The sequence below is a fragment of the Pseudoalteromonas sp. ESRF-bin5 genome (genome assembly GCF_002632075.1).
GTDB lineage: Bacteria > Pseudomonadota > Gammaproteobacteria > Enterobacterales > Alteromonadaceae > Pseudoalteromonas > Pseudoalteromonas marina.
Genome location: NZ_NTLW01000304.1, coordinates 1 through 22354 on the forward strand (window position 1 = coordinate 1; position 22354 = coordinate 22354).

Below are 22354 nucleotides of genomic sequence, written 5' to 3' on the forward strand. Positions count from 1 at the left end.
GGCTTGTACATATCTTCCACCAGCGCATTATCATAGTGCTCACTTAACCAGCTATCGGCTTTACTAAATACCATTTCAAGCATTTCTAAACGAGCTCTAAAAAATGGCCAATTGAGGCTCATTTCGTTTAGTGTTTCTAAGCCATATTGGTCTAGTGCCTTTTTTAAGCCTGTTAACGCACCTAACCAAGCAGGCAACATTAACCTGTTTTGACTCCATGCAAAAATCCATGGAATAGCACGTAAACTTTCAACGCCCCCATTAGGGTTGCGTTTTGCAGGGCGAGAGCCAAGCGGAAGTTTAGAAAGCTCTAATTCTGGCGTTGCCATTCTAAAGTAAGGAACAAAGTTTTCGTCGTGGCGAACAACATTGCGGTAATGCTCACACGACTGCTCACTAATAAGCTTCATAACTTCGCGCCATTGTGGCTTAGGCTCTGGCGGTGGTAATAAGTTACTCTGCAGTACTGCCCCTGCATATATATTTAAGCTTTGTAGTGCTACATCTGGCAAACCAAATTTAAAGCGTATCATTTCGCCTTGCTCTGTTACCCGTAAACCACCTTTAAGTGAGCCTGGCGGTTGCGAGTGCAGTGCTTGTGCAGCCGGTGCACCACCTCGACCAACAGTCCCTCCTCGGCCGTGGAATAACACAAGTTCAATGCCGCGCTCGTCTGCAAGCTGCACGAGTTTATCCATTGCTTCATATTGGGCCCAACCTGCTGCCATCATACCGGCATCTTTAGCCGAGTCTGAATAACCAATCATTACATTTTGCGTATTTTGAATATGGCCGCGGTACCACACATTATCGAGTAGCGTCGTGATCACGTCGCTACCATTATTCAAATCGTCTAATGTTTCAAATAATGGGGCAACTGGCAATTCAAAACTACAGCCGCTTTCTTTAAGAAGTAACTGTACAGCTAAAATATCGGATGCAGTGCGTGCCATTGAAATAATGTACAAACCAAATGTTTTTTCATCTTGCTTTGCAATTACATCGAAGGTGTCGAGCACTTCTTGTACATCAGGGCTTGGTTGCCAATGCTTAGGGATAAGCGGACGACGCGAATTAAGCTCCGCTAGTAAAAATGCTTGCTTGTCTTGCTCTTGCCACTGGTTGTAGTCCCCTAACCCTAAATAACGCGTAAGTTCAGAAAAAACGTCGCTGTGGCGTGATGAATCTTGACGTACATCCAGTTTTGCCAAGCGAAGGCCAAAACTGTTTAAACGATGCATTAAATCAAGCAGTAAGCCATCGGCAACGACTTTCATGTTGCATTTTAATAATGAACGATAACATACCTCAATTGGGTGCTTGAGCTGGTTAATATCAGTAACAAGATCTTGTGCATCAGTGCGTTTGTGTTTAATTTTTGCACCTAAATGTGCCACTGTTTCAGACACTTCGCCTTTAAGCTTTTTAAGCACAGTTCGATAGGGTTCAAAGTCTTGGCCTGCCAACTCAATGAGTTCGTCGCTAGCGTCAGACATAGATAGCTCAGCGCATAACGTATCAATATCTCGGCTATATAAATCAAGCGCCATCCAGCGACCGTGGTCAAGAACTTGTGAAGTAACCTGTGCAGTAACAAATGGGTTACCGTCTCGGTCTCCACCCATCCAAGAAGTGAATTCAATTGGGCTGTAGTCAATGGGCAACTCTAGACTTAATTGCTCTTTAGCATGCTCCGAAAACTCACGTAAAAAACGCGGTACAGCATGCCAAAGGCTATTTTCAATAACTGCATACCCCCATTTAGCCTCATCAACAGGCGTTGGGCGCGAACGACGAATGTCGTCTGTATGCCACGCTTGGCTTATTAACTGAGCAATTCTATTTAAAATAGCTTCGCGCTCATGCTCCAAGTTATCTTTTCGCTCAAGCGATGCTAAACAATCGCTCAACTCAACGTGCTTGTTAATAATGGTACGGCGTGTAACCTCTGTGGGGTGGGCCGTTAGTACTAAATTAATGTGGAGTTTTGAGAGTGTGTCAGCAAGGTGGTTAGAGTCTAACTGACCTTCTTGTGCTTTAGCGGCTAACGTTTTTAATGTTTGAGTGAGAGGGTTTTGCTGGCCAAGACCAGCGTCATTAAAACGCGATACAGTATGAAACTGCTCTGCCACATTGGCTAAATTTAAAAAATGATTAAATGAACGGGCAACCGGTAAAAGCTCTTCATCACTAAGCGCATGTAATACTTCAATTAACGCCTTGCGATCGTCTTCATTACCACTGCGAGAGGATTTTGATAAAGCGCGAATTTCTTCTACTTTATCTAAAATTGCTTGGCCTTGGGCATCTTTTATAGTTTGACCTAATAATTGCCCAAGTAGACCCACATTACCTCGCAGGGCGGCATATTGTTCACTCATTTCTCAGTCTCCTTTGTTTCATGGAGGACTATTAATATCATTATGAGCGCATATTTAATAGATCCATTTGCAATGTCATGTCGTAAAAAAGTATAGATAAAATAATCACAAAGCACTGGTATGATCATTTTTTACGACGGTAACTGCCCACTTTGCAGCACTGAAATGCAACAGTTAAAACGGGCAGATAAACACAGCTTAATTACCCTCGAGGATTTAAATGCTCCTGATTTTAGCGAGCGCTACAGGCATATAAACAAAAACCAAGCACTTACATACCTACAAGCGCAACTAAAAAATGGCGAGTTAATTTATGGGCTAGACGTAACGTATCAAGCGTGGAAAACAGTTGGAAAACACCGCTGGTTGAAAATTTTTCGCTTGCCTGTTATTCGTATTTTTGCAGATTGGGGCTATATTTTTTTTGCAAAACATAGGCACTCTATAAGCAGGTTTTTAATGCCAAATACCCAGTGTAACAACGGCCAGTGCGCCATAAAATCAAAAGGAAAAAAATGAAGACAATTATTCTTTTTGGCGCTAGTAGCGCGATTGCTAAAGCCTACGTGAAGCACCTTCAAAACCAAACAATTGAATTTAACATTGTATGCGTCAGTTCAAGTAACCAAGCTCCACAAGACAGTAACAACATTACTTTTTACAATACTGATTACTCTACTGACAGCTTATTTGGCCTCACTCAACTTTTAAAAGATGAGCAAGCCGACATACATCAAGTAATAATTTTTAACGGTAAGTTACATAACTCCGAGCACATGCCAGAAAAAAAGCTTGAGGACATCAACGCTGATTATTTTAATTTGTTACTAAACGCAAATACGCTCACCCCATTGCTTTGCCTACAAAGTGTTTTGCCTTTAATCAATCATAAAACGCACTGCACTATAACCGCGCTAAGTGCACGAGTAGGTAGTATTAACGATAACAAAATGGGAGGCTGGTACACCTATCGGGCATCTAAATCAGCCCTTAATATGTTATTTAAAACTGCCGCAGTGGAGCTTGCTCGTCGCGCAAAGAACACCAAGCTTGTGCTATTTCATCCTGGTACAACCGACACTGACCTGTCTAAGCCTTTTCAAAAAAATGTACCCGAAGGCAAATTGTTTACACCTGAATTTGTAGCACACCAACTTTTTGACTTAACAAATAACAACCCTGATTTAGAATTAAATGGCGAGCCAGCTTATTTAGATTGGCAAGGCTCAACTATACCGTGGTAAGGATTTAAAATGCATTTTACTAAAGCGCGTATCGACGCACTTGAAAAACGTACTCGTACACATTTAATAAACTCGTTATCTGGGTTTAAAAGTGCAAACCTAATAGGCACACAAGACCTACTAGGCAACACTAATTTATCGATTGTTAGTTCGGTTATTCATTTGGGTGCTCACCCTCCCCTCGTAGGTATGATAATGCGCCCACACAGTGTACCGCGCCATACGTTTGAAAATATATTACAAACAGGTGTTTACACTATCAATCAGGTAAATAAGTCTATTTATAAACAAGCGCATCAAACCTCAGCACGCTACGACAAAGACGAATCCGAATTTGAGGAAACAGGGTTAACACCTGAGTACTTAAATGAGTTTTCGGCTCCTTTTGTCAAAGAGAGTCGCTTAAAATACTCAGTAAAATTTGTTGAAAGTAAACATCTTGAAATTAACGGAACTGAACTAGTGATTGGTGAAATTGTCGATGTGTATTTAGATGAAACCGCTCTGCAAAGCGATGGATTTCTAGATTTACAAGCCATTGATACTGTCGCGGTTACAGGCCTTGACAGCTACCACACAGCAAATAAATTAACGCGCCTTCCCTACGCAAAAAAATAACTTTTAGGGGTGTATTTCACCCCTTTATCACGGCAAACACATAAGCCAACTCAACCCCAACGCACTCACAATCCCAATCGATGTTGCTAATCGCAGAACATTGAATTTTAAAAATGCATTGCGCACAATAGCGAAAATTCCAAGGAGAATCCCATGAGCACAATCGGTATTGGCACGCAAACCCCAGAGCAAGCATTGGCCAGCTTAAGTAATATGACCCAATCGTTAACACCTATTCAGACTGACGAACACATTGAACGTATAGCAAAAGCACAAGCTTATATGACAGCTAATAACATTGATGCAATTTACCTAAATGCAGGGACCAACCTCACCTACTTTACGGGTATGAAGTGGTATGCGAGTGAACGTATGGTTGGCGCAATTTTACCTGCGATTGGTGAAGTACAGTACATAGCACCTTATTTTGAAATTGGTACTCTAGATGGCTTTAAAGTTGTCGAAGGGCCCATACACGGCTGGCAAGAGCACGAAAACCCTTATGCGCTATTTGTTAGCGTATTAAAGCAACTAAACATTAGTGACGACGCCACCATCGGCATCGATGAAAGCGCACAGTTCTTTATATTCGATGGTATTAACAAAGCACAAAAAGGATTAAATATAATCAATGCGCAAGGCGTTACTGCACATTGCCGCATGCACAAATCAGTTAACGAATTAGCACTTATGCAGTGCGCAATGGACATGACCTTAGCCGTTCACCAAGCCACTGCGAGTATGCTTTACGAAGGTATTACCACCACAGAAGTAGAAGCCTTTATAAAAAAAGCGCATCAAAAAGTAGGTGCTCCGGGCAACTATTTTTGTATTGTACTGTTTGGCGTAGCAACGTCGTTTCCACATGGTGTTAAAGATGCGCAAGTGCTTAAAAAAGGCGATATGGTATTAATAGATACCGGTTGTAAAGTACACGATTACCTTTCAGATATAACCCGCACCTATGTATTTGGTGAACCAACACCGCGCCAGCGCATGTTTTGGGATCACGAAAAAGCAGCGCAACTGGCCGCATTTAACACCGCAAACATTGGTACTACATGCGAAGATGTTGACGCAGGTGCTCGTAACTATTTAGCGGCTCAAGGGCTGGGCCCGCAGTACCAAACACCGGGTTGCCCGCATCGAACTGGCCATGGTATTGGTTTAGATATTCACGAATGGCCATACTTAGTTGGCGGTGATAAAACCCCACTTGCCCCAGGCATGTGCTTTAGTAACGAGCCAATGCTAGTGATACCCGATGAATTTGGGGTGCGTTTAGAGGATCATTTTTATATGACCGACAACGGTCCGCATTGGTTTACAGAGCCTAGCCACAGTATCGACGACCCATTTGGGCTTAACGCTTAATTCCTTCAAGAGCAGCTGTTTAGCTGCTCTTTTTATTTTATTCGTTGATAAAGTCCAGTTCATCCCAATATCCCTTTTATACAAAAGCAATCCGCAAAAGGATGAATATGAAAAATTTTAAAATTGATATCGTGTCAGACGTAATGTGCCCATGGTGTGTAGTAGGTTATAAAAATCTTGAGACAGCACTTGGCCAACTTAAAGACGAAATGAGTGCAGATATTACATGGCATCCTTTTGAGCTAAATCCTGATATGCCAGTTGAGGGGCAAGACTTAAACGAGCATTTAATGCAAAAGTACAACCTAACTGAAGAACAAGGCGATGAAAATCGTAAAAACATGTTTGAAGCAGGAAAGCGTGCTGGATTTACGTTTAACTTTGATGGCAAACGTATCATGATCAACAGCTTTGATTTGCATCGTTTATTAATGTGGGCACGCGAAGAAGGTAAGCAAACCGAGTTAAAACTCGCCTTTTTTGAAGCGCACTTCACCGATTTAAAATACTTAAACCAAGAGGACGCTCTGCTTGATGTTGTCGAAAGTGTTGGCCTTGATAAAGAAGAAGCCCGAAATATTTTGCACTCAGATAAATACGTTCAAGCTGTACGCCAAGAGCAAAATAACTTTAAACAAATGGGTATTACCTCAGTCCCTACGTTTATCATAAACGATAAATACGCACTCACTGGCGGACAACCAAGCGACTCATTTATTCAAGCACTAAAACAAATTAGCGAAGAAGAAGCCAAGCAAGACGCTTGATGCAAAATCAAAACTTAAACGTTTATGACGACTTTAAACACCTGTTTATAATAGGTGTTTTTATTGATAACCTAATTAGTAAAGTACCAAAGCTTGAGAAAATAAATTTGTTCAGAGTGGGTACATGGGTTAAAGTAAAACCTATTACAGGTACTTGTTTCATATAAACATAATTAAAAGGAAATTTAAAATGAAGTATTCACTAGCAATAATTACATCTCTTTTTCTATTTGGTTGTTCAACGACACCGTTACAAGATCGTCCTTCTGCTGAAGTAGAAACGCGAAGCGCCCCAAAATATCCTATGGCGGCAGTTAATAATAAAACAGAAGGCTTTGTTACCATGTCTTTTGATGTTAACGAATCTGGGAAACCGGTAAACATTGAAGTAATTAAATCAGAACCTTCAAATGTTTTTGATGAGCAAGCAAAAAGTGCGTTATCTAGATGGGAGTACCATCCAAAAGTTGTTGATGGCATTGCGCAGGTAGATACAGGTTTAGATGTGACAATAGAGTTCAAAAGATCAGATAAATAAAACAAAAAAAGGCTGCACATTGCAGCCTTATTTATATACCTAAAGTTACCTTTATACTTAAAAATAAACTAAGTACGATAAAGTACTTTAATAACATGCCAGCCAAATTTAGTTTTAACTAGGTGTGGCTCTAAAATAGAGCCATTAAAGGCTATTTTGTCAAACTGCGGAACCATTTGCCCGCGTCTAAATTCACCTAAGTCACCGCCTTTTTTACCCGATGGGCACGACGAATACTTTTTAGCTAAGGTTTGAAACTTTGCACCTTTACCTAATTGCTTAATAATGTCTTCTGCTATTTCTTTGTGCTTAACCAATATGTGGAGTGCGTGCGCTGTACTTGCCATTTCAAAGCCCTGATAATTTAAAACGCGGCGATTTTAGCACAGCCCCTGTTTGAGGGCATCTAATTGATTCTATAAATAGTGAAGTTCATCACATTTAGAGGGAATACGGCAATACTGATATTTTCCAAATAAGGTATAACGGTTTAAAGCAATTTTATCGTACAGCCAATTATTAAAGGTATTAGGTAAAACACTAAAAATAGTTGCTAATTTGTAAGGGTAACCAAGCTGATTCACTACTTCAAAAAAAGCATGGCTTTGTGTGAACACTTTGCCGTTTTGTAAGTACACCATAGAGGCGTATTGTGTAGTTGAAAAACCAAAGTGAGTTAATAGCACTTTACCTTTTGGGGATTGCACGCTACATAATTTAAAAATGGCATTGGTATCGTTACTAATTATAAAATTACACCACGCACTACATAATTTACACTGCGCATCGAATAATATAATTTTTCGATTACGCATTAGTGTGACTGCATTTTCACTCATTTATTTTCCTTAAGCGATTAGTGCTGGACCGGCTTTTTTTGTAACTTACGTTGCAATGTGCGTCTATGCATATTTAATTGCCTAGCTGTGACCGATATATTGCCATTATTACTGTGTAGCACTTGCTGAATATGCTCCCATTCTAAGCGTTCAGGCGACATAACAGCATCATCAATACTCGTTTGAGGCTCACTTGTTTCGTTATTAAGTGCTTTTAATAATGTTGCCATATCAATAGGTTTAGTTAAATAATCGTTTGCACCTAAGCGCATTGCTTCAACCGCAGTTGCAATGCTTGCAAACCCGGTTAGTAACACTATATGTGTATTTTCTAATAAGTTACGTAATGGCTTTATAAGCATTAAGCCATTGTCGTCCCCGAGTTTCATGTCTAATAAAATAGAGTCGGGTACTAATTGGCGCGCACGAAGTAACGCATCACTTTGGTTATGCGCAACATCACAGGTGAAGCCTTGCTTAGTTAAACGCCTAGCAAGCGTACTGGCTAAATTTATATCATCTTCAATTATTAGTAACTTCATTATGCTGTTTGCTCGTTATTAATAATGGCTAACTTAACCTTTGCTACGGCACCGCCTTCTTTATGGTTAAATAAGGTTAGTGAGCCATTTAGTCGCTCAAACGTGACGTTAGATAACAACACGGCCAAACCCATGCCTTGTTCACTAGGCATTACCTGCCCCCCTAGTTCAGCTAGTTGTGAGGGCGTAAACCCATCGCCAAAATCACGGATTAATAAATCTATACATTGATCTTGCTGGTCAAGCTCCCAGCTTAACTCAAGCTCTGTTTTACCTTGTTTTTGATTTGCTATAGCCGCATTTTGCAACAAATTTAATATAGCTGGTAACAACATTGCGTCACTTAAAAGAATCGCATTAATGGAAGGTGTAGACCATTTAATATGTTGACCGGGGTACTGTAATACAAAGGTATCGTTAATGGCTGTTTGTAATTGCGTTATGGTTATTTGATCTTTAGCATTGTTAACCCGTATTTGCTCCGATAGCGCTCTAAAACTATTAAGTTGCTCTCGACATTGCTCAAGTGGGGTTTGCATCTGTTTAACTATAATATTGTTTGGTTGCTCCTCTAATAGCTCTTCAAACAACAGTTGTAAGTTAGCTATCGGTGTTGCTAACTGATGAGTTATTTGTGCTGCTGCGCCATCAAGCGTTACTAGTTGCTCATTTCGTAGTTGTTTTTCTCGGGCTTTGGCAATGACGCGTTCGCGATCTTTTAGTGCACGGCTCATGGCCCCTATCACAAGCGCTATTACACTGGTACTTAAAACAAAGTTAACCCACATGCCAACAAAGTGACCGCTCATGTTCATTTGATGCATACTGTGATCGGGCATGTTTATTAACAAAAAGCTGTATGCAGCAATGGCAAGCAAAGCTATGTAGGCTAAGCCTTTTTCACGTAGCGTTACCGCTGCTATCATAATAGGCAGTAATAATAACGACACAAATGCATTAGTTGCGCCGCCACTTAAAGAAAGCAAAACAGTTAAAAACAAAACGTCAGCAGTGAGTTGCATCAGCATAACCGAGGGTTTAGCGTGGCTAACGTGTCGGTAAGCAAATAGACTGACTAATTGAAACGCAGCTTCTAAAGCAATAACACCAAGTAAGGGCAGTAATGCCAATTGGTAATCAAGTAAAAAATAAACACTTAATACTGCAATTAATTGTACTGCAATAGCGCCGCTTCGAAGCATAAGTAAACGGCTAATAGTGGGATCAGTTTGCATTAACAAAACAATGATTTTCCAATTTAATATATAAAAATGAGTTGAGGTAAAACGTTACTCGTCGTCCATTGAAATTGTAAAAGCAGCGCACGGTGTGCCTTGATGAAACACCATTTGCCATTGCTGTGCGCTATTTTTACGCCATAACGACATGCGAAGTGAATAATTAAATTCGGCACGGGCTGAGCGCCTATACGCTGCTTGATAACTTATTTGCGCCACATCTATACTCAACATTCGGCCTTTAAAATGCTGATTATAAAACTGCGGCACCACCTCTGTGGGTAGGCGTGTGAGTACTTGGTATTTATTAAACGACGTGCCATTAGCAGCAATTTCGATAAACTCATCGTCGAGTAAAGCGTCGAGTGCACGCTCTGATTGGCGAACTTCAGGCTCAAGTAATTGACGCTCAGCCTCAATTAAATGATTAAACAACGACGCTTTAATTTTGCTGCTCATGTGCTTCCCTATTGCTTGTAAATTTGCCCTGCTTTCATAACAAATTGCACGTTTTTAAGTACGTTTATGTCTTCAAGTGGCGAACCATTTACGCTGATAATATCTGCTTGCTTACCAACACTCAAGTCGCCTAACTGATGGCTTTGCCCTAATAATTTAGCAGCATACACTGTGGCTGACTTTATTGCATGCGCCTCACTCATTCCATTATCAACCATTAAACCAAACTCGTTTGCATTAAGACCATGACGCGATACACCCGAGTCGGTACCAAAGGCAATGTTTACCTTGTTTTTAAGCGCTAACTTAAACGATGCCTGCATTTTAGGCGTTACTTCTCGCACTTTATTCGCAATTGCCGCTGGCATATTAGGATTAGTAAGTACCTCTTCACTTACCGTGGCACCAGCAAGCAGTGTGGGAACTAAATAGGCCTGCGTTTTGTTGAATAAATCGACTGTTTTTTTATCTAAATAAGACCCGTGCTCTATTGAGTCAACCCCAGCTCTAAGTGCTGCTTTAATTCCTTCTGTTCCGTGGGCATGCGCTGTTACCTTTCGCCCTAAATGATGCGCTGTATCTACAATAGCAGCAAGCTCATCATCAGTGAGTTGCTGATTCACTCCCGCTGCGGTATTACTCAACACTCCACCCGTTGCAGTAATTTTAATTACATCAGCACCACTTTTAATAACTTCTCTCACAGCACGGCGGCAATCGTCAGCGCCATTACAAATGCCTAATGTCGTTTTAAAAACATCGGTTATGTCTTTTCTGTAGCCATGCATATCAGCATGACCGCCGCTTGGCGATATTGTATTACCCGCTGCAAAAATACGAGGCCCTGCAATGTCTTGTCGTTCAATTGCGCGTTTTAACGGAAAAATAACTTGATAGTCGCTGCCTAAATCACGCACCGACGTAAAGCCGGCATCAAGCGTACGCTGTAAATATTTAATAGAACGAAGCGCATAATCGGCTTCATATTCTGTAGCCCAACGGTGTGGGTTTGCTTTAGCGTCACGTTCAAAAGTTACATGTACATGCATATCAATCAAACCTGGCATAACAAACTGGTTTTTTAAATTAACTATTTCAGCATCGGGTAAATTAAGTACTGACTTTGATACATAACCGTCTTTAATAGCCGTTATTTTGTCATTGGTAACAACTAAGGTTTGTTCTTTTTTTAATGCCTGCTCAGGTGCTACAAGTAAACTACCTGCGTAAATGATTTTAGAGTGTGCTGCGTTTACATTATTAACGAACATTGCCAATACAATTGACGATAATGTTGTGAGTGCTGTTTTCATACATGCTCCTTTTTTATACTAGCTTTACTCTAAAAAACCTTTAATAGCGAATATTTACGATACAAAGCATGCTATAAACTAGTCTTATAAGTCGAATTTTGGTATAACTTGCCGGTAATAAATTGAAGTTATACCACCTTAAGAGAACACACTATGCCATACGCACATATCACTGGTTGGGGCAAATGCATACCACCAGCAAGTATTAGCAACGATGAAATTAGCGAAATAGTTGATACCACCGACGAGTGGATCACCACGCGTACTGGCATCAAATCTCGCCGTGTAAGCCATGTAAGCACGGCAGAGCTGGCAACTGTTGCAGCAAAACACGCACTTGCTTGCGCAGGTATTGACGCAAAAGACATTGATCTTGTCATACTTGCAACCTGTACACCTTCAACAGTTGTTGCAAATACGGCATCCCAAGTGCAAAAAAATATTGGCGCAGCAGGCGCAGCCGCCATGGATACGAATGCTGCGTGTTCTGGCTTTTTATACGCATTACAAGCTGCTACTGCGCAAATTCAAGCAGGCATGATCAAAAAAGCGGTCGTTATTGCTGCTGAACGAATGACTTGGTATGTAAACTGGGCGCGCCGCGACAGTGCAGTACTATTTGGTGATGGCGCTGGTGCTGTTGTACTAGAAGCTGCAGAAACACCGGCAGGTTTACTTGGCACTAAAACAGGGTGCGATAGTGAAGACCGCGACATTCTTCATATTACTAACTTTGGTAGTGATTTGAACAAATATGAACCCATTGGCCCGTCTGATCTGCTATTTGAAGGCAGAGAGATATTCAAGCGTGCCGTAAAAGGTATGAGTGAAGCCTGTGACGACGTTCTCGAGCAAGCTAATCTAAGCCTAGACGACATAAACGTACTAGTACCACATCAGGCTAATTTACGCATAATTCAGGCAATCCAGCACCGTTTAAAAGTACCTGATGAAAAAGTAATGGTTAACATTGCAGATTATGGCAACACATCAGCTGCAACCATTGCTATTGCGCTATGTGAAGCAGTTGAACAAGGGTTAATAAAGCCTCATTCAAATATTATGTCTGCGGCTTTTGGCGCGGGTTTAACATGGGCTGCAAGCTACATAAAATGGGGCGAACGTGTAACTCCAATTAGCGTTAGCGACGCACAATTAGCACCTTGCACCCAAACAGGTTTAGAGCTTGTGGCGCCAGCTGTAAAAGCATGTAAAGACGCTGAATGAGCTTGCTTTAAAAACGTATAATTAAACGCACTTTTTAGTGCGTTTTTTATTTAAGGAAGATAAATTTATGGAGCTTTTAGGTATTCATCATGCTGCAATTATTTGCAGTAATTATCCTCGCTCTAAACATTTTTATAGTGAAATTTTAAAACTCAACATTATTAACGAACATTATAGGGAAAAGCGTAATTCGTATAAGTTAGACTTAGCAATGCCTGATGGTAGTCAAGTTGAGTTGTTTTCGTTTGAGGGTGCGCCCTCAAGGCCTAGTTACCCGGAAGCACAAGGCTTACGCCATTTAGCGTTTAAAGTCGACAATGTAACTAAAGCAAAAGAATATTTAGAAAGTAAAAGTGTGGCAGTTGAAGAGATTAGAATTGATGAAATTACAGGTAAAAAATTTACTTTTTTTGCCGACCCAGATGATTTACCGCTAGAGCTATATGAAGTTTAAGCTTCATATAGCGCTAATGTTTTACGGGTAATTAATGATTAAAGCGGTTTTGCAAATAGTTAAACACGGCTCTAATGCCAAGTGCTTCACCGCCAGCAGGGCGACCTGGCAGCGCACGTAAATTCCATGCCATCACATCAAAATGCACCCAAGGCGTGGTTGGCTCTACAAATTCTTTTAAGTAAAGTGCGGCGGTAATTGCGCCACCAAATGGTGTACTTGCGCTATTAGCCATATCTGCGACATCACTTTTCAAAAATCCACGATACTGCTCAAATAAAGGCAACTGCCAAACAGGGTCATTCACACTGATTCCTGCATCAATTATACCATTTGCTACATCACGCTCTGTAGAAAAGAAACCAGGTAACTCAGTACCTAACGCTACACGACATGCACCTGTTAATGTTGCAAAATCAATAATAAGCTCCGGATTATCGTTTTGTGCTTCACTTAACGCGTCACACAAAACTAAACGCCCTTCAGCATCCGTGTTATCTATTTCAACCATAATACCTTTGCGCGTTTTTACAACATCGCCCGGGCGAAATGCATTTCGCGACACCGCATTTTCAACTGCCGGTACTAATACTCTCAAACGGACAGGCAATTTAGCAGCCATAATCAGCTGAGCTAATGCAATAACATGCGCAGCACCGCCCATGTCTTTTTTCATATTACGCATACCATTGCTTGGCTTTAAGTCGAGCCCGCCAGAGTCAAAACACACACCTTTACCAACAAGCGTTATTAGTGGCGCATCATCTGCTCCCCACTTTAAATCAAGCAAACGCGGTTTATTCTCGCTTGCACGACCTACCATATGAATAGTTGGGTAGTTTTGCTCTAACAATTCATCGCCTATCCATTGTGAAAAATCACCGCCATGAGTTGAAGCCAAATCTTCCATCACTTGCGATAAATGTTGCGGCATCATATCGACGGCAGGCGTGTTTACTAAATCACGCGCTAAAAAAATAGCTTCCGCTTGCTGCTTGATACGCGTGTAAAGCTGTTCATCGCCAATACACAACTCGGCTTTAACAGTCGGTTTTTCTTTGTATTCACTAAATTCGTAGCCACCAAGAACAAATCCTAATGCCACAAACTCTATAAACGTATCGTCACCTTGAATTTGATAACTACCCACTGGTAGCGTATTGGCCAAATTGCCAGCAGCCCAAAAGTCGTTTGGGCTTTGCATTAAACAAATTACTTGGGACAACTCCCCGGAATTGCTATCGGGAATTAATGCTAAACCTTGCTTTTCAAAGCCTGTATTGTTTAGCCAATTTTGAATAAATGTAGGCTGCTTTGCTTGCCAATCAGAGAGTTCGCTTTTAAGAATAAATGATAAAGGAATACCAGAAGATGTATTGCGAAGTAATGCACTCATTAAATAGCTCATAATTTGTAAAAATTGTTCTTACGAGCATATCAATAAGCACTATTAAAAGGTATCGCTAATTGTCGGGTTTTTAGTGTTATTTATTGTGTATATTTTTTTTAACTGATTCTTGATGCGATTGTTCTATTTCGTTATCAAGTTCTTTTATTGATTTATTAATGCTAAACGAGCTGGGCAATACATCCACCCCCACTAACCGCCCTAACTTAACAACAAGTGGAATAGTAACGGGTGAAAAAGGAAGCACAGCAAATACGCCCAATCCAAGGCCTTTTAAAATATCGACAAACTGCTCATTCGCTCGTTTAAGCTCTGCACTATTTGTTTGCCCTTGTGTGTAACGCTTGTATATGGCCAACATCTCTTTAGTTTCTTGTTTTTCTTGTGCAAGTGCAATTTTAAGCGCCACCATAGCACGACGAAAACGAAGCTGTTGACGCTTTTTACTAATTTTTACTACACGCCAAGGAGCACGGTGAATAACTTTATATAATCGCATTTCTATATTTTCACACATGCTGTTGGGTTAACAAAGAATAATTTACTTGATTATGACTATACTTTATCCTTTGCACCAAACTAGTGCCAAAAAGTATTAACTATGACTGATTTAACAACTCAAATTCCACAAAAACCTGAAAAACCAAAATCTGATGAATGTTGCGGCAGTGGCAATTGTTATTCATGTGTGTGGGATGAATATAGAGAAAAATTAGCAACATGGAAATTAACAAATTTGCAAACTAAAACAAAAAAACAGGATGACATTTAAAAAGCCAACCTCGAAAACCCCTTCCCCACCTGCATTAATATTCCCAATTACATCTTAACCTGCACACAAATGGTTATAAGTAGCACTAAAATGCACCACCTTTGGATTTTTTACCTAATTAAAGTTTTGTTATTTAATAGTTAATTAATAATTGCTCTTGTTGTTTTTTATGTATAGTCTGTATTCAGGAGTTAACAGAAGGTGAGTATTTACGCTCTTTTGATTCGATACTTCAATCGCGTAAAACCACTCTGTTCGTTCCACAATTATGATTAAGGCGTGCTTTAAAGTACGCCTAAAACAAAATTATTCTAACTGGGGAAATTTAGAATGAAATTAAAAAATAATACGCTAAACCAAGCGATTAAATTTGCATTAGCCACAACCACCGCCGGATTATTCATCTCGGGCTCTGCAATAGCAGCAGATGAACAAAGCGAAGTTAAAGTTAATAAGAATGTAGAGAAAATTGCTGTAGTAGGTACGCGTTCAGCTCCACGTTCAATTGGTGATTCACCCGTTCCTATTGATATCATAGGTGGCGAAGAGCTAGAAAAGTCAGGTAACACTGACATGCTAGAACTTCTTAAAGGCTCAGTTCCTTCTTTCAACGTTCATCAAAACCCTATTAGTGATGCAGCATCACTAGTCCGCCCTGCTAACCTTCGTGGTTTACCATCAGACAGCACGTTAGTACTTTTAAACGGCAAACGTCGTCACCGTGCATCTGTAATCGCATTTCTAGGCGGTGGTATTAACGATGGTGCACAAGGCGCCGATATTTCAGTTATTCCTAGCATTGCAATTAAACAAGTAGAAGTACTTCGTGACGGTGCAGCCGCTCAGTACGGTTCTGATGCTATTGCAGGTGTAATGAACTTCCAATTAAAAGACGCTTCAGAAGGCGGTAAGTTTGAAGTTCGTAAAGGTCAATATTTTGAAGGCGACGGCGATACTACTCAAATTTCTGGTAACGTAGGTTTACCGTTTACAGACAGTGGTTTTGCAAACTTAAGCTTCCAATACAAAACAGCAGATGCAACGAGTCGTTCAGTTCAACGCCCAGATGCAGCAGGTTTTGCAGCAGCAGGCGTACCTGATGTTTCGTCTCTTGCTCAAGTTTGGGGTGCACCAGAAGTTGATGACGATATCTCACTTTTTGGTAATGTAGGCCTAGACTTAACAAACAACTCACAATTTTACATGTTTGGTAACTACTCTGAGCGCGATGTACGTGGTGGCTTTTACTATCGTAACCCGCATACTCGTTCAGGTGTATATTCAAACGATGATGGCGCAACACTCCTTGTTGCAGACCTAACTGACGACATGAGCGGTAACTGTCCTACCATTTCAATTACAGATGGTAATGTATTAGACGACCCGGCTTACGTAAACGGCGTAGCTAACAACCCAGATTGTTTTGCATTTAACGAAATGATCCCGGGTGGTTTTACACCAAACTTTGGTGGCAACATCACTGATACCTCTTTAACCATTGGTACAAAAGGTGAATTTACAGACGGCTTCATGAAAGACGTATTGTATGATTTAAGCGGTACTGTGGGTTTAAATGAATCACGTTACTTTATTTACAACACGGTGAATGCATCTTTAGGCCCAGACACACCGCGCGACTTTAGCCCTGGTAAATATGAGCAGTTAGAGAAAAACTTTAACTTAGACCTATCTAAAGGCTACGACTTTGGCCTAGCATATGATGTGAACGTAGCCGGTGGTTTAGAATGGCATGAAGAAACATTTACAATCATCTCAGGTGATGAAGCATCTTACACAGCGGGTCCATTAACAGCGCAAGGCTTTGGCATTGGCTCAAACGGCTTCCCTGGTTTCAAACCGTCGCAAGCAGGTGAATTTTCACGTCGTAACTACGCTGCATTTGTAGACGTTGAAGCACCATTTACAGAAGACTTCTTAATGGGCTTAGCGCTTCGATTTGAAGACTACGACTCGTTTGGTAGCACAACAAACTACAAATTAATGGCTCAGTACCATGTAACTGAAGACCTAAATATTCGTGGTTCAATTAGCACAGGTTTCCGTGCACCAACTGTTGGTCAAGCAAACGTAAGTAACGTTCAAACAAACTTAAGTGATGGTGTGTTAAGAGATTCTGCATTATTACCACCAACAAACCCTGTTGCTGTTCAACTTGGTGGTACGGAGCTGCAACCTGAAGAATCGCAAAGTTATACATTTGGTGCAGTTTATACAATTGGCGATTTGTTCCTAACTGTTGATTACTACAACATTCAAGTTGAAGACCGTATCAGTCAATCTGAAAAAATTACGCTTAGCCAAGCTGATAAAGATACACTTTCAGCTGCGGGTGTACCTAATGTTGAAGGTCTTGCGCAAGTTAGTTTCTTCACTAATGACTTTGATACAACAACTCAAGGTGTTGATGTTGTAGCTAATTACACGGCAGATATTTTAGGTGGCAGCTCTACATTTAGCCTTGCTTACAACTGGAATGAAACTGAAGTAACTAAGTTCAGTGATATTACGGGTGAGTTTAAAGTTAAACGCCTAGAAGAAGACTTACCTAACCACCGTGCAACACTTACGTGGGCACAACAGTGGGAGTCAATCTCTGCGTTTACTCGTCTTAACTACTATGGCGAATATCAAGGTGTTCACGTTGATTACGATGCAACAGCTAAAACAGCAGACGCATCTGTAACGCTTGATGCAGAAATTACGTACTTTGTGAACGATTCAATCAGCTTCTCTGTAGGTGCACAAAACTTACTTGACCAAGATGCTGAAAAACTTGATTTCCAAGATGCAACGGGTATCCCAAATAATAACTGGGGTGGTAAATACTACGAAACATCTCCTTACGGTATTAACGGTGGTTTCTACTACGCTAAGGCCACATATACTTTCTAATTTTTAGAATGAAAGCATTAAGGCGAAATGTTAAGACATTTCGCCTTTTTTATTTTATAGTAAATAAAAAATAAAATGCCCCACTATGCTACTAGATAAAGCCAACAAACTACTCGCACAAAATAAGCTTAAAGAAGCTGAATTTCATTACAAAACGATACTTGCTACTGAGCCCGAAAATGGCGAAGCCTTATTTGGTTTAGGTAAAATAGCACTAAGACTAGAAAAGTTTGATGCCGCAGTTTATTTACTACAAAAAGCCTGCGAACGTTTACCGCACATGTTAGAACCGCTTCACGCATTGGCAGACGCTTTTAATGGTGTTAATTCACCACAGGACGCACTTACCGTATTAGAATATGCAAAAAGCCTAGCAAGCCATAACCCTGAACCACATTATTACTTAGCCCAGCATTATTTAACACATGGTGATTTGGATAAAGCGCACACAACATTTGCACACGCATTAAGTATGGGCTTATACCCTGTCACAGCCTATATTTTGTTTGAATTAGTACAACTTGGCCGTTTTAATAAAGAACACAATTACATTAGTAATTTGCATCACTTAGTAACTCAAACTAACAACCTACGTCTTAAAATGGTGTGTTACTACGCATTAGGCAAAAGTTACGATAAACTAAACGATACAGATCAAGCTTTTAACTATTTTGAGCTAGCAAATACGCTACAATATAAATTAAGTACGTTTACAACCAAAGAGCTTGACCCTTTTTATGATCAGATCATTAAATACAGTACTCTAGATTTATTAGCTTCACGTGAAGAAGACTTTTCCGCAACAATCACGCCTGTATTTATAATTGGCATGCCAAGAAGCGGGTCAACTCTACTAGAGCAAATGCTTATAAGTCATAGCGAATGTTCAAGCCTAGGCGAAAACACGAGTATTAGTAATAATGTTGTTGCCTTTTTAGAGCAAAAAACCAAAACTCCGTATCCTCAGTGCTTAGCCAATTTAACGCCTAGCCTAATTAATCAAGCTCGTAATATTTATATTGATACACTAAAAACAGCGACACCGTTAAGGCCGATTATTATTAATAAGCTACCAAGCAATTATCAATCGCTCGGGCTGATTTATATTTTATTTCCAAACGCTAAGTTTATTAATTTATCACGTAACGTTAATGCCACAGCATTTTCTGTATTTAGTAATTATTTTGCTGAGAACGAGCCGTACTTTTGCTCTTTAACTGAATTTAAGCACTACCATGGCTTATATGAAAAACTAATGACACATTGGAATACTTTAAGATTACCTGTGTTTAATTTAGCCTATGAAGACTTAGTAAATAATCCTGAAGACCAATTAAATACTCTTTTTGAGTTTTTAGGGTGTAAATATGAGCAAAACTGCTTATCGTTTTACAATCAAAAAAGAGCCGTCACAACACTGAGCAAACAAGCTGTTCGCCAGCCAGTAAATACAAATGCCGTTAGTAAATGGGAACGATACCAAGTCCCCTTGCTCAAGCTAATGAACAAGGGTGACTCTTAAACCATTGAAGTAAATCGTTAAATTGCTCTTTACGGGCTATTGGATGAGTTAACATATTTATGTGGTCGTAATCTATACGGTGTCCATGGCGACGACCATAAATACGCATTTGTTGGATACCAGGGCCAGATTCATCAATAAACCTTTGAATATCAACTGGCTGCGCTAATGCTTTATCTTTAACCGCTGCAATATGTAGCGTAGGTGGCAAATGAAGTGAACGCAATGCTTTTGCATAATCAAAATTATCATCGGAATCAACCCAAGGCTTTTTTTTAGCCCACTGCATGCTTTGATAATGCGACTTTTGGGTTTCGTCGTCACTTCCCCACTTTAAGCGCTTTGCAGGTAAATACCCGTGCTTTTTAGCTAGTAATGGCGCCATAAAATACCAAATAAAATTAGCTTGAAGTAACTTTTTTGGATGATTGTTAAACAGTGAGCGTTTTGAACCAAAGTAAACACATGCTTTTACATCATCAATATAATGTGGAAAGCGTGCAAATACGCTATTCATTAAAACGCCACCCCACGAATGGGCCACCCAGTAATCTGGTTTAGAACCTTCGAGCTGCTCAATTTTATTAATAAACGCGGGAATATCTTCTAATATAGCTTCGGTTTGCCCATAGGCAGCAGATTTAGATATAACAGGCTTACTTTCTCCGCGCCCACGCAGATCAGCGACATAGCAACGATATCCGTGCTCAGCTAAAAATGGAGCAAGACCTTTATTACTATGTGTATAAAAAATTTTGCCATTTTCGACTGCACCATGCATAAAGAATACGATGGGACCATTTTGTTGTTCATCGAATATTTTGCGTAAATGCAGTGTTTGTTTATCTGCTAAATTTATAGTTATTGATTGTTGAGAAATGGCCACGCTTAATCCTTATTGTTACCCTCAACTCATCGTACCAGTATTTTTAAATATGCCAAAGTAATTGTCTGCACTTTAATTACGAGGATTTGTTACAATTAACTATTGATATAGATTGCTAAAATAAATTCATGACTAAAAATACACCACGTGCAAAACTACACCCACGCAATCAGCATAATAACGGTTACGATTTTAACTTACTAACAGCTGCGCTGCCGGCTTTAAGCCCTTATATAGTTAACACGCCTGCAGGTACTAAAAGTATTGACTTTGCAAATAATAAAGCAGTAAAAACACTCAACCAAGCGCTACTCAAAGCGCACTATAATATTGAATTTTGGGATATTCCCGAGCACAACTTATGCCCACCAATACCAGGGCGAGTAGACTATATCCATCACTTGGCCGATCTATTAAGCGAAGATAATAAACAAACAATCCCTCAAGGTAAGCAGGTTAAAGTACTTGATATAGGTACTGGTGCAAATTTAGTTTATCCATTAACAGGGACGAGTGAATATAACTGGCACTTCACTGGCTCAGATATAGACCCTGTCTCGGTTAAAATAGCCAAGCAAATTGCACAATTTAATGCCTTAAAAATAACGGTTAAGCTGCAAAAAAAACCGGCTAATATATTTAAAGGTGTTATAAACCAAAAAGATTTATATCACTTAACGCTTTGTAACCCGCCATTTCATGCAAGCGAACAAGAGGCAAAAAAAGGAAGTGAACGAAAATGGAAAAACTTAGGAAAAGCGCCCAGTAAAACGCTTAACTTTGGTGGTAACAACAACGAGCTTTGGTGCGAAGGTGGTGAAGTACAATTCATCACAACAATGATTGCAGAAAGTGAAGAATTTGCACAACAAGTGTTGTGGTTTACATCTTTAGTCTCAAAAAAAGACTCACTTAGTGCACTTGAAGCAAAACTAAAAACATACCCAATTGCGGAATATAAAATTATTGATATGGCTCAAGGGCAAAAAGTTAGCCGATTTCTTGCTTGGAGTTACTTTGATAAAGAGACGCGTGAACACATTTGTAATGAACTTGATTAAATAAGAAAAAGGAAAAATATGATAGATTTTCGTTCAGATACGGTCACCAAGCCAACAAAAGAAATGCGCGATATCATGTACAGTGCACCAGTTGGTGATGATGTTTATGGCGACGATGAAAGTGTAAATAACCTAGAGAACTTCGCTTCTACTCGTTTTAATTTTGAAGCCGCACTTTTTTGCAGCTCTGGAACACAAGCAAATTTACTTGGTTTAATGGCACATTGTGAACGTGGGGACGAATATATTTGTGGCCAAAATGCGCATAATTATAAATTTGAAGGTGGTGGTGCAGCAGTTCTAGGCTCTATACAGCCACAACCGATAGAAAACGAACAAAACGGTTCCATTAATTTCAATAAAATAGCCGCTGCAATTAAACCAGACGATAGCCACTTTGCAAAAACGCGATTACTAAGCCTAGAAAATACCATTGGCGGTAAAGTACTTAGCCTCGAGTACCTCGCCCAAGCACGGGACTTTGTTAATGAGCATAATTTAGCTCTACATTTAGATGGCGCACGTGCGTTTAATGCATCAGTTGAGTTAGAAGTTGATATTAAACAAATAACGAAACATTTTGACTCTGTGTCTATTTGCTTATCTAAAGGGTTAGGTGCACCGGTTGGATCTTTATTATTGGGGTCATCTTCTTTGGTAAATAAAGCTAGGCGATGGCGTAAAGTACTTGGTGGTGGTATGCGACAAGCCGGAATGCTCGCTGCTGCGGGGCAATATGCGCTTGAAAATAACATAAGTCGCTTAAAAGACGATCATGCTAATGCGCGCTACCTAGCT

Annotated in this window: 23 protein-coding genes; 13 read left to right on the forward strand and 10 right to left on the reverse strand. The window is 40.1% G+C overall.

Going from position 1 to position 22354, the window contains the following annotated elements; translation table 11 throughout:
• On the reverse strand, positions 1 to 2381 hold a 2381-nt coding region (gene ppc / locus BCG07_RS18550; RefSeq protein ID WP_286891475.1), incomplete at its 3' end, for a phosphoenolpyruvate carboxylase.
• 120 nt (positions 2382 to 2501) lie between these two features.
• On the opposite strand from ppc, the gene BCG07_RS18555 reads away from it, so the two are divergent.
• The 6 genes from BCG07_RS18555 (at position 2502) to BCG07_RS18580 (ending at position 6922) form a co-directional block, all read left to right on the forward strand.
• Positions 2502 to 2900, forward strand: coding sequence for a thiol-disulfide oxidoreductase DCC family protein (locus BCG07_RS18555; RefSeq protein WP_243533971.1), 399 nt, complete (start codon positions 2502 to 2504; stop codon positions 2898 to 2900).
• Positions 2897 to 3625: an SDR family NAD(P)-dependent oxidoreductase gene (locus BCG07_RS18560; RefSeq protein WP_243533969.1), complete on the forward strand. Its 729-nt coding sequence runs from the start codon at positions 2897 to 2899 to the stop codon at positions 3623 to 3625. The genes BCG07_RS18555 and BCG07_RS18560 overlap by 4 nt, the downstream gene beginning before the upstream one ends.
• 9 nt (positions 3626 to 3634) lie before the next feature.
• The gene (locus tag BCG07_RS18565; protein ID WP_006791655.1) at positions 3635 to 4243 is read left to right on the forward strand and encodes a flavin reductase family protein; all 609 of its coding nucleotides are present in this window, start codon (positions 3635 to 3637) and stop codon (positions 4241 to 4243) included.
• Positions 4244 to 4396: 153 nt separating this feature from the next.
• On the forward strand, positions 4397 to 5617 hold the full coding sequence (locus BCG07_RS18570) for a M24 family metallopeptidase (RefSeq protein ID WP_243533967.1): 1221 nt from the start codon (positions 4397 to 4399) through the stop codon (positions 5615 to 5617).
• Between the two features lie 107 nt (positions 5618 to 5724).
• Positions 5725 to 6384 (forward strand): DsbA family oxidoreductase, encoded by a 660-nt coding sequence (locus BCG07_RS18575; protein ID WP_006791653.1) that lies wholly within the window; start codon positions 5725 to 5727, stop codon positions 6382 to 6384.
• Positions 6385 to 6574: 190 nt separating this feature from the next.
• Positions 6575 to 6922 carry an energy transducer TonB gene (locus tag BCG07_RS18580; protein ID WP_271480136.1) on the forward strand — a complete coding sequence of 116 codons (348 nt, stop codon included), beginning with the start codon at positions 6575 to 6577 and terminating at the stop codon, positions 6920 to 6922.
• 68 nt (positions 6923 to 6990) lie between these two features.
• Here BCG07_RS18580 and BCG07_RS18585 read toward each other — a convergent pair whose 3' ends face one another.
• From BCG07_RS18585 to BCG07_RS18610, 6 genes are all read right to left on the reverse strand, one after another.
• On the reverse strand, positions 6991 to 7269 hold the full coding sequence (locus BCG07_RS18585) for a peptidylprolyl isomerase (RefSeq protein ID WP_277054683.1): 279 nt from the start codon (positions 7267 to 7269) through the stop codon (positions 6991 to 6993).
• Positions 7270 to 7338: 69 nt separating this feature from the next.
• Positions 7339 to 7761, reverse strand: a complete 423-nt coding sequence (locus tag BCG07_RS18590; protein WP_277054684.1) for a thiol-disulfide oxidoreductase DCC family protein — start codon at positions 7759 to 7761, stop codon at positions 7339 to 7341.
• Positions 7762 to 7778: 17 nt separating this feature from the next.
• A complete protein-coding gene (locus BCG07_RS18595) occupies positions 7779 to 8303 on the reverse strand; it encodes a response regulator transcription factor (protein ID WP_277054685.1) in 525 nt (174 codons plus the stop codon).
• Positions 8303 to 9538, reverse strand: a complete 1236-nt coding sequence (locus BCG07_RS18600; RefSeq protein WP_286891479.1) for an ATP-binding protein — start codon at positions 9536 to 9538, stop codon at positions 8303 to 8305. The genes BCG07_RS18595 and BCG07_RS18600 overlap by 1 nt, the downstream gene beginning before the upstream one ends.
• 54 nt (positions 9539 to 9592) lie before the next feature.
• Entirely contained in the window at positions 9593 to 10000 is a 408-nt protein-coding gene (locus BCG07_RS18605; protein WP_008126189.1) for a nuclear transport factor 2 family protein, read from the reverse strand.
• An 8-nt stretch (positions 10001 to 10008) separates the two neighbouring features.
• The gene (locus BCG07_RS18610; protein ID WP_286891480.1) at positions 10009 to 11313 is read right to left on the reverse strand and encodes a metal-dependent hydrolase family protein; all 1305 of its coding nucleotides are present in this window, start codon (positions 11311 to 11313) and stop codon (positions 10009 to 10011) included.
• A gap of 153 nt (positions 11314 to 11466) precedes the next feature.
• Here BCG07_RS18610 and BCG07_RS18615 point away from each other — a divergent pair, with 153 nt between their 5' ends.
• Complete coding sequence (locus tag BCG07_RS18615; protein ID WP_203987385.1) at positions 11467 to 12540, forward strand: ketoacyl-ACP synthase III; 1074 nt, start codon at positions 11467 to 11469, stop codon at positions 12538 to 12540.
• A 67-nt stretch (positions 12541 to 12607) separates the two neighbouring features.
• A complete protein-coding gene (gloA2, locus tag BCG07_RS18620) occupies positions 12608 to 12994 on the forward strand; it encodes an SMU1112c/YaeR family gloxylase I-like metalloprotein (RefSeq protein ID WP_203987382.1) in 387 nt (128 codons plus the stop codon).
• Positions 12995 to 13025: 31 nt separating this feature from the next.
• Here gloA2 and BCG07_RS18625 read toward each other — a convergent pair whose 3' ends face one another.
• Positions 13026 to 14390 carry a leucyl aminopeptidase family protein gene (locus BCG07_RS18625; protein ID WP_138739613.1) on the reverse strand — a complete coding sequence of 455 codons (1365 nt, stop codon included), beginning with the start codon at positions 14388 to 14390 and terminating at the stop codon, positions 13026 to 13028.
• A gap of 88 nt (positions 14391 to 14478) precedes the next feature.
• Positions 14479 to 14901, reverse strand: a complete 423-nt coding sequence (locus BCG07_RS18630; protein ID WP_033018928.1) for a hypothetical protein — start codon at positions 14899 to 14901, stop codon at positions 14479 to 14481.
• A gap of 102 nt (positions 14902 to 15003) precedes the next feature.
• On the opposite strand from BCG07_RS18630, the gene BCG07_RS18635 reads away from it, so the two are divergent.
• From BCG07_RS18635 to BCG07_RS18645, 3 genes are all read left to right on the forward strand, one after another.
• On the forward strand, positions 15004 to 15174 hold the full coding sequence (locus BCG07_RS18635) for an oxidoreductase-like domain-containing protein (protein ID WP_203987379.1): 171 nt from the start codon (positions 15004 to 15006) through the stop codon (positions 15172 to 15174).
• 330 nt (positions 15175 to 15504) lie between these two features.
• Complete coding sequence (locus BCG07_RS18640; protein WP_243533957.1) at positions 15505 to 18087, forward strand: TonB-dependent receptor plug domain-containing protein; 2583 nt, start codon at positions 15505 to 15507, stop codon at positions 18085 to 18087.
• 85 nt (positions 18088 to 18172) lie between these two features.
• On the forward strand, positions 18173 to 19609 hold the full coding sequence (locus tag BCG07_RS18645) for a tetratricopeptide repeat-containing sulfotransferase family protein (protein ID WP_243533954.1): 1437 nt from the start codon (positions 18173 to 18175) through the stop codon (positions 19607 to 19609).
• On the opposite strand, the gene BCG07_RS18650 is transcribed toward BCG07_RS18645, so the two are convergent.
• Positions 19581 to 20495 (reverse strand): alpha/beta fold hydrolase, encoded by a 915-nt coding sequence (locus BCG07_RS18650; RefSeq protein WP_010556770.1) that lies wholly within the window; start codon positions 20493 to 20495, stop codon positions 19581 to 19583. The two genes, BCG07_RS18645 and BCG07_RS18650, sit on opposite strands and share 29 nt — an antisense overlap.
• A 128-nt stretch (positions 20496 to 20623) precedes the next feature.
• Here BCG07_RS18650 and rlmF point away from each other — a divergent pair, with 128 nt between their 5' ends.
• Both rlmF and ltaE read left to right on the forward strand, forming a co-directional pair.
• Positions 20624 to 21556, forward strand: a complete 933-nt coding sequence (gene rlmF / locus BCG07_RS18655; RefSeq protein ID WP_010556771.1) for a 23S rRNA (adenine(1618)-N(6))-methyltransferase RlmF — start codon at positions 20624 to 20626, stop codon at positions 21554 to 21556.
• An 18-nt stretch (positions 21557 to 21574) separates the two neighbouring features.
• Positions 21575 to 22354: low-specificity L-threonine aldolase (gene ltaE, locus BCG07_RS18660; RefSeq protein WP_286891489.1), on the forward strand; the 780-nt coding region annotated here is incomplete at its 3' end.